General features: G+C 72.2%; 8 protein-coding genes. 3 read left to right on the top strand and 5 right to left on the bottom strand.

From position 1 onward, the window contains the following. Nucleotides 1–195: 195 nt before the first annotated feature. Nucleotides 196–1170 (top strand): LysR family transcriptional regulator, encoded by a 975-nt coding sequence (locus tag ACFV6I_RS11670; protein ID WP_063346795.1) that lies wholly within the window; start codon nt 196–198, stop codon nt 1168–1170. A 4-nt stretch (nt 1171–1174) separates the two neighbouring features. Here the strand turns inward: ACFV6I_RS11670 and ACFV6I_RS11665 are convergent, their stop codons facing one another. From ACFV6I_RS11665 to ACFV6I_RS11650, 4 genes are all read right to left on the bottom strand, one after another. After that, entirely contained in the window at nt 1175–1684 is a 510-nt protein-coding gene (locus tag ACFV6I_RS11665; protein WP_063346796.1) for a GNAT family N-acetyltransferase, read from the bottom strand. Between the two features lie 92 nt (nt 1685–1776). Beyond that, nucleotides 1777–3558, bottom strand: coding sequence for an aspartate--tRNA ligase (gene aspS / locus ACFV6I_RS11660; protein ID WP_380424699.1), 1782 nt, complete (start codon nt 3556–3558; stop codon nt 1777–1779). Further along, the gene (gene hisS, locus ACFV6I_RS11655) at nt 3555–4817 is read right to left on the bottom strand and encodes a histidine--tRNA ligase (protein WP_063346798.1); all 1263 of its coding nucleotides are present in this window, start codon (nt 4815–4817) and stop codon (nt 3555–3557) included. Before hisS ends, aspS begins: the two co-directional genes overlap by 4 nt. Before the next feature lie 11 nt (nt 4818–4828). Further along, nucleotides 4829–5536, bottom strand: a complete 708-nt coding sequence (locus ACFV6I_RS11650; protein WP_063346799.1) for an MBL fold metallo-hydrolase — start codon at nt 5534–5536, stop codon at nt 4829–4831. Nucleotides 5537–5810: 274 nt separating this feature from the next. On the opposite strand from ACFV6I_RS11650, the gene ACFV6I_RS11645 reads away from it, so the two are divergent. Beyond that, nucleotides 5811–6653, top strand: coding sequence for a peptidylprolyl isomerase (locus ACFV6I_RS11645; RefSeq protein WP_380424696.1), 843 nt, complete (start codon nt 5811–5813; stop codon nt 6651–6653). 265 nt (nt 6654–6918) lie between these two features. After that, a complete protein-coding gene (locus ACFV6I_RS11640; RefSeq protein WP_363372779.1) occupies nt 6919–8148 on the top strand; it encodes a DUF349 domain-containing protein in 1230 nt (409 codons plus the stop codon). 70 nt (nt 8149–8218) lie between these two features. On the opposite strand, the gene ACFV6I_RS11635 is transcribed toward ACFV6I_RS11640, so the two are convergent. Further along, entirely contained in the window at nt 8219–10633 is a 2415-nt protein-coding gene (locus tag ACFV6I_RS11635; RefSeq protein ID WP_380344325.1) for a RelA/SpoT family protein, read from the bottom strand. Between the last annotated feature and the right edge of the window lie 241 nt (nt 10634–10874).

Raw genomic sequence — 10874 nt, 5'->3', positions numbered from 1 at the left:
TGCCGTGTGGACGCTCCGTCCCGCCGGGGGGCGGCGCGGCCCCCCCCCCCGCGCGGGGGGGGGGGGGGGGGCGGGGGCCCCCCCCCCCCCCCCGCGCCGCCGCGCTCCCCCGTCCGGTCGGCGCGAACGCCGAACGATCAACCTTGGCCCACACCTGCCGGACGGGTCCAATATCCGGTTCCATAACCTTGGGGCATGGATGTCGACACCCGCCTGCTGCGCAGCTTCGCCGCGGTCTGCGAGGAGGGGCAGCTGACCGCTGCCGCGGCCCGGCTGTTCGTCTCCCAGCCGACGCTCACCAAGCAGATCCGCCAGCTGGAATCGCTGCTCGGGGTCGAGCTGTTCGAGCGCTCGCGGCGCGGCATGGCGCCCACCCCGGCCGGGCGGGCGCTGGCGGACTACGCCGGGGCGATGCTGGCCGGCTGGGAGGACGCGCTGCGGGCCACCCGGGCGGCCGCCGCCGAGCAGGGCTCGGTGCTGCGCGTGGGGTTCGAGGGCGGCATCATCAACCTGATGACCCGCAGCACCGTCGCCGACTTCGCCCGGCGGATGCCCGGCTGGCAGGTGGAGCTGCGGCAGAACAACTGGTTCGACCCGACCTCGGGCCTGGCCACCGGCGAGATCGACCTGACGCTCTGGCACGGCCCGGCGTGGCTGGTCGAGCACTACAACGTCGCCGTGCTCGGCGAGGAGGCGCGGGTCGTGGCGCTGCCGGCCGGGCACCGGCTGGCGGACCGGGCCGAGCTGTCCGTCGAGGACCTGCTGGACGAGCCGTTCGTGGCGATACCGCACGAGGCCGGGCACTGGCGCGAGTACTGGCTGGCGGGCCGGGAGCGGGGCGGGCGTCCGGTGCGGATCGGCGCGGTGGCGCACAACACCGACGAGTGGCTGGCCGCGGTGGTGTGCGGTCAGGGCGTCGGCTTCGCACCGGAGACGATGAGCCGGCTGGCCGTACGGGATGACGTCGCGTACCGGCCGGTACGGGGGCTCAGCCCGAGCAGGGTCGGGCTGTACTGGCCGAAGGACCGCGAACTCACGCCGGCGATGGCCGCGTTCGTGCGCAGCTGCCGGGTCACGGTCCCCTTCGGCCGGCTGGGAAGGTCGGGTGGGACGGAGCCGCTGGTGAAAACGGAGCCCCGGGTGGGCACGCGGTCGGTGGAACCGACCTGACGGTCTACACCGCCACGAAGGCCTCGGGGTAGCGGCAGAGCCCGCGCGGAGCACCGTCGTACGCGGGCAGCGGCAGCGCCTGGAAGTAGGCGTCCGGCACCTCGAACGGCCCGCTGATCTCGTGCCGTCCGGCCGCGCTGAAGCCGAACCGCCCGTAGTACTCCGGGTCGCCGAGGACGACCACGAGCTTCTCCCCCGCCTTCTCGGCCGCCGACAGCGCGGCCCGGACGACGAGTTCGCCGACGCCCTTGCGCTGCCACTCCGGCGCGACGGCGACCGGCGCGAGCGCGAGGCCCGCGCCGTCCTCGCCGACCCGCAGCCGGGTCAGCAGCGCGTGCCCGATCACCAGCCCGGCCTCGTCGACCGCGACCAGCGACAGCTCGGGCAGCCAGGCCGGATCGCGGCGCAGCGCGTCGACCAGGTCCGCCTCGTCCGGGCCGGGGAACGCGGCCATGTGGACGCGTCTGGTCGCCGGGACGTCATCCGGACACTCGACCCTTGTGATCACCTGCATGAGTCAACCCTCCTTGTGTCACACGTCATTGTGGACCGGCCCCGGACGGTGGGTGGACCGTCCGGGGCCGTTGAAGGTTAGCGGATCCGGTGTCAGGCGTCGGACTTCGCGGCGTCCTCGCGCAGCTTCGGCTTGGCGTCCACGCCGGCCTCCCGGCGCTGGGCCGGGGTGATCGGGGTCGGGGCGCCGGTCAGCGGGTCACCGCCGGTGGACGTCTTCGGGAAGGCGATGACGTCGCGGATGGTGTCGTACCCGCCGAGCAGGGTGACGATGCGGTCGAGGCCGAAGGCGACGCCACCGTGCGGCGGCGGGCCGTAGTTGAAGGCGTCCAGCAGGAAGCCGAACTGCGAGGCCGCCTCCTCCTCGGAGAGGCCGATCGCGTCGAACGCCCGCTTCTGCACGTCGCGCTGGTGGATACGGATCGAACCGCCGCCCAGCTCCGAGCCGTTGAGGACCAGGTCGTAGGCGTTGGACAGCGCCGAGCCCGGGTCGGTGTCGAAGGTGGCGAGCGACTCGGCGGTCGGGGCGGTGAACGGGTGGTGCACCGCGTGCCAGCCCTGGAACTCGCCCTTGTCGTCCTCGATCGGCTCGAACATCGGGAAGTCGACGACCCAGAGGAAGGCCCACTGCGACGCGTCGATCAGCTCGCAGCGGCGGCCGATCTCCAGGCGGGCGGCGCCCAGCAGCTCCTGCGAGGGACGCTGCTTGCCGGCCGCGAAGAAGATCGCGTCGCCGTTCTTGGCGCCCGCGGCGGCGGCCAGACCGGCCAGGTGCTCCTCGGACAGGTTCTTGGCGACCGGGCCGCGCAGCTCGCCGGTCTCGGCGTCGATGACGACGTAGGCCAGGCCGCGGGCGCCGCGCGCCTTGGCCCAGTCCTGCCAGGCGTCGAGCGCCTTGCGGGGCTGCGAGGCGCCGCCGGGCATCACCACGGCGCCGACGTACGGGGCCTGGAAGACGCGGAACGCGGTGCCCTTGAAGTACTCGGTGAGGTCGGTGAGTTCCTGTCCGAAGCGGACGTCCGGCTTGTCGGAGCCGTAGCGGGCCATGGCGTCCGCGTAGGTCATCCGGGGCAGCGGGTTGGGGAGCTCGTAGCCGTGCACCTCGCGCCAGATCGAGCCGACGATCTTCTCGCCGAGGGCCAGGATGTCCTCCTGGTCGACGAACGAGGCCTCGATGTCGAGCTGGGTGAACTCCGGCTGCCGGTCGGCGCGGAAGTCCTCGTCGCGGAAGCAGCGGGCGATCTGGTAGTAGCGCTCCATGCCGGCCACCATCAGCAGCTGCTTGAACAGCTGGGGCGACTGCGGCAGCGCGTACCAGTGGCCGGGCTGCAGGCGGACCGGGACGAGGAAGTCGCGGGCACCCTCGGGGGTGGAGCGGGTGAGGTACGGCGTCTCGATGTCGAGGTAGTCGTTCTCCTCCATCACCCGGCGGATGATGTTGCTCACCTTGGAGCGCAGCCGCAGGCCCTTGGCCGGGCCCTCGCGGCGCAGGTCCAGGTAGCGGTAGCGCAGCCGGACCTCCTCGTTGACCGTGCCCGGCTCGTACTCGGCGACCGGGAAGGGCAGCGGGGCGGCCTCGGAGAGGACCTCGATCTCGCTGACGACGACCTCGACCGCGCCGGTCGGGATGTCCGGGTTCTCGTTGCCGTCGGGGCGCACCCGGACGTCGCCGGCGACCTTGACGCAGTACTCGGCGCGAAGGCCGTGCACCGAGTCGAGGTCGCGGACCACGATCTGCACGGTGCCGGAGGCGTCGCGCAGATCGATGAAGGCGACACCGCCGTGGTCGCGGCGGCGGGCGACCCAGCCGGCCAGGGTGACGGTGGTGCCTGCGTGCTCCGGGCGGAGCGTGCCCGCGTCGTGCGTGCGGATCACAGCTGCTTCTCCTTCAGGGTGGTGACGAGTGCGTCGAGGGCGACGGGGTTCTGCTCGCCGGTGGTCAGGTCCTTGAGCTGGACGACGCCGTCGGCGAGGTCCCGGTCCCCGGCCACGAGGGCGAAGCGGGCGCCGGACCGGTCGGCGGACTTCATGGCGTTCTTGATGCTCTTGACGCCGAAGGCGAGGTCGGTGGCGACGCCGGCCCGGCGCAGCTCGACCACCTTGGCGAACAGGACGTTCTTGGCCTCCTCGCCGAGCGCGACGGCGTACACGGAGGTCGCGGCGGGCAGGTCGAGGACGATGCCCTCGGCCTCCATCGCCAGGAAGGTGCGGTCCACGCCGAGGGCCCAGCCGACGGACGGCAGCGCCGGGCCGCCGATCATCTCGGACAGGCCGTCGTAGCGGCCGCCGCCGCCGATCGCGGACTGGGCGCCGAGGCCGTTGTGCACGAACTCGAAGGTGGTGCGGGTGTAGTAGTCCAGGCCGCGGACCAGCTTCGGGTCGTCGACGAAGGCCACGCCGTTCGCGGTGAGCAGCTCGCGGACCTTCTCGTCGTACGCCTTGCACTCCTCGCACAGGTAGTCGCGCAGCTTGGGCGCGTCGACCAGCTGGGCCTGCACCGACTCGCGCTTGTCGTCCAGGACGCGCAGCGGGTTGATGTCGGCGCGGCGGCGGGTGTCCTCGTCCAGGTCCAGGCCGGCGAGGAACTCGACCAGGGCGGCGCGGTAGACCGGGCGGCACTGCTTGTCGCCGAGGCTGTTGAGCAGCAGCGAGTAGTCGCGCACGCCCAGCGAGCGGAAGGCGTCGTCGGCGAGGATGATCAGCTCGGCGTCCAGGGCCGGGTCCTCGGCCCCGATCGCCTCGGCGCCGACCTGGGAGAACTGGCGGTAGCGGCCCTTCTGGGCGCGCTCGTAGCGGTAGTACGAGCCGGAGTACCAGAGCTTGACCGGCAGGTTGCCCTGCTTGTGCAGGTTGGCCTGGAGGGCGGCGCGCAGCACCGAGGCGGTGCCCTCCGGGCGCAGCGCGAGCTCGTCGCCGCCGCGGGTGGTGAGGTTGTACATCTCCTTGCTGACGATGTCGGTGGACTCGCCGACGCCGCGGGAGAAGAGCTTCACGTCCTCGAAGACCGGAGTCTCGACGTAGCCGTAGCCGGCCCGGCGGGCGGGCGCGGCGATGCGCTCGCGGATCGCCAGGAAGGTCGCGGAGCTGGGGGGCAGCAGGTCGTAGGTGCCCTTGGGGGCGGTGAAGGTGCTCAACTTCTCTTCCGTCACATTCCTCGTCGCGGGAAAGCCTGGGCGCCGGCCGCCCCTGCTGCCTGTCGGAGGTAGGGGTTGGTGGCGCGCTCGTGGCCGATGGTGGTCTGTCCGCCGTGGCCGGAGAGGACCACGGTGGTGTCGTCGAGGGGCAGGCACACCCGGGCCAGCGACCGCATGATCGCCTCGCTGTCCCCGCCCGGGAGGTCGGTACGCCCGATGGAGCCGGCGAACAGCAGGTCGCCCGAGAACAGCACCGGGGGGAGGTCCTCGGCACCGGGCGTCCGGAAGGTCACCGACCCCCCGGTATGGCCCGGGGCGTGGTCCACGGTGAGCTGCAGGCCGGCGAGCTCCAGCACGGCGCCGTCGGTGAGCTCGCGCACGTCGTCGGGCTCCCCGACGGTGAGCTCGCCCATCAGCTGGGTGCCCAGGGCGCGGCCGAGGGCCTTCTCCGGGTCGGACATCATGTACCGGTCCTCGGGGTGGATCCAGGCCGGGACGCCGCGGGCGCCGCAGACCGGGACCACCGAGGCCACGTGGTCGATGTGGCCGTGCGTGAGCACCACGGCGACGGGCTTGAGCCCGTGCTCGCGGACCATCTCCTCGACACCGCGCGCCGCCTGGTGGCCGGGATCGACGATGACGCACTCCTCGCCCGCCGCCGGGGCGACCAGGTAGCAGTTGGTGCCCCAGGCTCCAGCGGGGAATCCGGCGATGAACACGCGCGTCCTTCGTGATGCGGTCGGCAGTGGCGGCTACGGTCGCGGCTGCCGGGTCGGATGCAGCCACCAGTCATGCAGCAAACCAGTGAGGTAAAGGCAGCCTACCGGCGGTGCGGGTGCGGTTGCGAACCAGATAGGGGTGGCGCGCGCGGTTCGCACTGACAGGTTCACCGCGTTCTTACAGGCCCGGTCCCTACACTTGGCCGCCGATGGATGCGATGATCCGCTTCGGTACCCATCCACTTTCCCAGCACATCCGTAGGAGACACGGCCGGTGGTCAGCAGCGAACAGCGGCGGCGGCAGCTCGCCCGAGAGAAGTACGAGCGCCAGATGGAGCGGCGGGTCGCCGCGCGGTCCGAGCGCAGGCGCCGCAACACGATCCTGGGCTCCGCGCTCGCCGTCGTGGTGCTGGCCGGCGGCGGTGCGCTGGTCGGCACCGGGGCGTTCAGCTCGGACAAGGACAAGTCGGCTTCGGCCGCCTCCTCCGCCAAGGCCGCGCCGAGCCAGAGCGCCGAGCCGACCACCCCGACCCGCAAGCCGGTCGAGGGCTGCGCCGATCCGGCGCCGGGCGCGCCGAACGGCAAGCAGTGGCAGGCCGAGCCGGCCATGGCGGTCGACGCGGGCGGCTCGTACACCGCGACGCTGGACACCAACTGCGGCAAGGTGACGCTCGCGCTCGACGCGGCCAAGGCCCCGCACACGGTGAACTCCTTCGTCTTCCTGGCCGGGGAGAAGTACTTCGACCACACCAAGTGCCACCGCCTCACCACCGACGGCATCTTCGTGCTCCAGTGCGGCGACCCGACCGCCAGCGCGACCGTCCCGGGCGGCACCGGCGGCCCCGGGTACAAGTTCGCGGACGAGAACCTGACCGGCGCGACCTACCCGGCGGGCACCGTGGCGATGGCCAACTCCGGCCCGGGCACGAACGGGAGCCAGTTCTTCCTGGTCTACAAGGACACCCAGCTGCCCCCGAACTACACCCCCTTCGGCAAGATCACCGGGGGCCTGGACGCGGTGCAGAAGATCGCCGCCGCGGGCACCCTGGAGGGCGCCCCGGACGGCCACCCGATGGCCGACGTCACCTTCAACTCGGTGACCACGGCAAAGAGTTGAGATATCCCGGGGCCGCCCACAAGGGGCGCCCGAAGCGCCTCGGCGCGGCCCCGGCCCGAAATCGCCCGGCCCGGATGCGGACAGCACCGGGGCCGGTCGCCTATGTTGGCGTTGTATCAGGGTGCCCGTACCCGCCTGGCCGTCACCCTCGGCAGCAAGTCACGGCGGACGGGGACGGCGGACTCATCGGTCCGCCGCACATCAACTGTGGACGACGGACGCGCGCCGCCCCGGCGCGGGCGCGACGTCATGTGGAGGACGCGCTATGAGCAGCGACCCGTGGGGCCGTGTCGACGAGCAGGGCACGGTCTACGTCAGGACGGCCGACGGCGAACGCGTCGTGGGTTCCTGGCAGGCCGGCTCGCCCGAGGAGGCCCTCGCCTACTTCGAGCGCAAGTACCAGGGCATCGAGGTGGAGATCGGCCTGCTGGAGAAGCGGGTGCGCACCACCGACCTGGCCGCCAAGGACGCCCAGGCCGCGCTGGACCACCTGCGCGCCCAGGTGACCGAGGGGCACGCGGTCGGCGACCTGGCCGCCCTGGCCAAGCGGCTGGACACGCTCGCCGGCGAGATCGAGAGCCGGCGCGAGGAGCGCAAGGCCGCTCGCGCCAAGGCCCAGGACGAGACCCGCACCGCCAAGGAGGCGCTGGTCTCCGAGGCCGAGCAGCTCGCCGAGTCCACCCAGTGGCGGGAGGCCGGGGACCGGCTGCGCGCCCTGGTAGACACCTGGAAGGGCCTGCCCCGGCTGGACCGCAAGAGCGACGACGAGCTGTGGCACCGCTTCTCGCACGCCCGCTCGGTCTTCTCCAAGCACCGCAAGGCGCACTTCGCGACCCTGGACGCCGAGCGCGAGCAGGCCCGGCAGACCAAGGAGGCGCTGGTCGCCGAGGCCGAGGCGCTGTCCTCGTCCACCGAGTGGGGCGACACCGCGGCCGCCTACCGCGACCTGATGGCGCGCTGGAAGTCCGCCGGCCGGGCCCAGCGGGACATCGAGGACGAGCTGTGGGCGCGCTTCCGCGGCGCGCAGGACGTCTTCTTCCAGGCCCGTTCCGCGGTGTTCAGCGAGCGGGACGCCGAGCAGGTGGCCAACCAGAAGCTCAAGGAGGCGCTGGCCGTCGAGGCCGAGGCGATCCTGCCGATCACCGACCTGAAGGCCGCCAAGGCGGCGCTGCGCGAGGTCAACGAGCGCTGGGAGGCGATCGGGCACGTGCCGCGCGACGCCCGTCCGAAGCTGGACGGCCGGCTGAACACGGTCGAGCGGGCCATCCGCGAGGCCGAGGACTCCGAGTGGAAGCGCTCCAACCCGGAGGCCAAGGCGCGCGCCGCCGGCATGGTCGGCCTGTTCGAGGCGAAGGCCGACAAGATCCGGACGGATCTGGACAAGGCCCGCGCCGCCGGCAACGCCGGCCGGATCGCCAAGCTGGAGAACGAGCTGGCCGGCGTGCAGACCCTGCTGGAGCAGGCGCACCGGAGCCAGGAGGAGTTCAGCGGCTGATCCGCCGAACGCACGAGAGAGGGCCCCGGGATCTCCCGGGGCCCTCTCTCGTGCTCTCGTGCTCGGGGCGCTACTTGCGGGCCGAGGTGACGCGGTAGACGTCGTAGACGCCCTCGACGCCGCGCACGGCCTTGAGCACGTGGCCGAGGTGCTTCGGGTCGCCCATCTCGAAGGTGAAGCGGCTCATCGCGACCCGGTCGCGGGAGGTCTGCACCGCCGCCGACAGGATGTTGACGTGCTGGTCGGAGAGCACCCGGGTGACGTCCGAGAGCAGCCGGGAGCGGTCCAGCGCCTCGACCTGGATGGCCACCAGGAACACCGAGGACTGGGTGGCGGCCCACTCGACATCGATCATCCGCTCGGGCTGCTGGCTCAGCGACTCGACGTTGACGCAGTCGGCGCGGTGCACCGAGACGCCGTTGCCGCGGGTCACGAAGCCGACGATCGGGTCGCCCGGCACCGGGGTGCAGCAGCGGGACAGCTTGACCCAGACGTCCTCGACGCCCTTGACGATCACGCCCGGGTCGCCCTTGGCCCGGCGGCGCACCGCCCGGCGGTCGTGCGTCGGGGTCGCGGTCTCGGCGAGGTCCTCGGTGGCGCCCTCCTCGCCGCCGAGCGCCTGGACCAGCTTCTGCACGATGTTCTGCGCGGTGACGTGGCCCTCGCCGATCGCGGCGTAGAGCGAGGAGATGTCGGGGTAGCGCATCTCGTGGGCCAGGGTGACCAGCGAGTCGCCGGTCAGGATCCGCTGGATCGGCAGGCCCTGCTTGCGCATCGCCCGGACGATCGCCTCCTTGCCGTGCTCGATCGCCTCCTCGCGGCGCTCCTTGGAGAACCAGGCGCGGATCTTGTTGCGGGCGCGCGGCGACTTGACGAAGCCCAGCCAGTCCCGGGACGGGCCGGCGTTCTCCGCCTTGGAGGTGAACACCTCGACGGCGTCGCCGTTCTCCAGCGTCGACTCCAGCGGCACCAGCCGCCCGTTGACCCGGGCCCCTATCGTCCGGTAGCCCACCTCGGTGTGCACCGCGAAGGCGAAGTCGACCGGGGTCGCACCGGCCGGCAGGGCTATCACGTCGCCCTTGGGCGTGAAGACGAAGACCTCGTTGCTGGCCAGGTCGAAGCGCAGCGACTCCAGGAACTCGCTCGGGTCGGCGGTCTCCTTCTGCCAGTCCAGCAGCTGCCGCAGCCAGGCCATCTCGTTGACGGCGCCGGCCTTGTCGTCCTTGCGGACCTGGGTCGGGGTGTCGGTGCGGACCTTGGACGCGCCGGCCACCGCGCGCTGCTTGTACTTCCAGTGCGCGGCGATGCCGTACTCGGCCCGGCGGTGCATGTCGAAGGTGCGGATCTGGAGTTCGACGGGCTTGCCGCCGGGGCCGATCACCGTCGTGTGCAGCGACTGGTACATGTTGAACTTGGGCATCGCGATGTAGTCCTTGAACCGCCCCGGCACCGGGTTCCACCGCGCGTGGATGGTGCCCAGCGCCGCGTAGCAGTCGCGGACGGTGTCGACCAGGACCCGGATGCCCACCAGGTCGTAGATCTCGGCGAAGTCCCGGCCCCGGACGATCATCTTCTGGTAGACCGAGTAGTAGTGCTTGGGCCGGCCGGTGACGGAGGCGGTGATCCGGGCGCCGCGCAGGTCCCCCTGGACCTGGTCGATGACGGTCGCCAGGTACTCGTCCCGCTTGGGGGCGCGCTCGGCGACCAGCCGGACGATCTCGTCGTACATCTTGGGGTAGAGGATCGCGAAGGCGAGGTCCTCCAGCTCCCACTTGATGGTGTTCATGCCCAGCCGGTGCGCCAGCGGGGCGTAGATCTCCAGCGTCTCGCGGGCCTTCTTCTCCTGCTTCTCCCGCTTGAGGTAGCGCATCGTGCGCATGTTGTGCAGGCGGTCGGCCAGCTTGATCACCAGGACCCGCGGGTCCTTGGCCATCGCGACGACCATCTTGCGGACGGTCTCGGCCTGCGCGGCCTCGCCGAACTTGACCCGGTCCAGCTTGGTGACGCCGTCCACCAGCAGCGCCACCGAGTCGCCGAAGTCCTTGCGCAGGGTCTCCAGGCCGTAGTCGGTGTCCTCGACGGTGTCGTGCAGCAGCCCGGCCATCAGGGTCGCGGCGTCCATCCCCAGCTCGGCCAGGATGGTGGCCACCGCCAGCGGGTGGGTGATGTACGGGTCGCCGCTCTTGCGCTTCTGCCCGCGGTGCCACTTCTCGGCGACGGCGTAGGCCCGCTCGATGTCCCGCAGCAGCGCCGGGTCGGCCTTCGGGTCGTTCGCCCGGATCGACCGGAACAGCGGCTCCAGCACGGGGTTGAGCACGCTGGAGCGCTGGCCGCCGAGGCGGGCCAGGCGGGCGCGCATGCCACCCGAGGAGGAGCCGCGCCCGGTGGGGGCGGTCGGTCGCGAGGAGGTCGGCGCCGGGCGTGCCGGGGTGGCCCCCGAGGGCGTGGGACGGTTGTCGGGGGCGGCCGCTTCGGCCGTGGGCACAACCTCGTCGGGCAAGGACTCTCCTCGGGGCACCGGGGCCGACCCCTGCCGCGGCCCGTACGGTCGGACGCAACCGGGAGGGGGTGAATCTTCATGGTACCGAGCCGGGCGCCGCGGCGTTCATCCACCCGGGCCGGAAACGGAAGGGGGGGGGGGGGGGGGTGGCGACCCACCCCCCCCGCACCCAGCCCCGACACACAGAACACAGTCACGGCGACACGGGGCGCGCGGGGGCGCGCGC

This window comes from Kitasatospora sp. NPDC059803 (genome assembly GCF_042732255.1).
GTDB lineage: Bacteria > Actinomycetota > Actinomycetes > Streptomycetales > Streptomycetaceae > Kitasatospora.
The sequence above is the reverse complement of the archived record's forward strand: the minus strand, read 5'-3'. Positions and strand labels throughout refer to the sequence as shown.

Bases quoted from the DNA above. Each gene is read 5' to 3' on its own strand.
- ACFV6I_RS11670 (WP_063346795.1), top strand. From the start codon at position 196: ATGGATGTCGACACCCGCCTGCTGCGCAGCTTCGCCGCGGTCTGCGAG.
- ACFV6I_RS11640 (WP_363372779.1), top strand. From the start codon at position 6,919: ATGAGCAGCGACCCGTGGGGCCGTGTCGACGAGCAGGGCACGGTCTAC.
- ACFV6I_RS11665 (WP_063346796.1), bottom strand. From the start codon at position 1,684: ATGCAGGTGATCACAAGGGTCGAGTGTCCGGATGACGTCCCGGCGACC.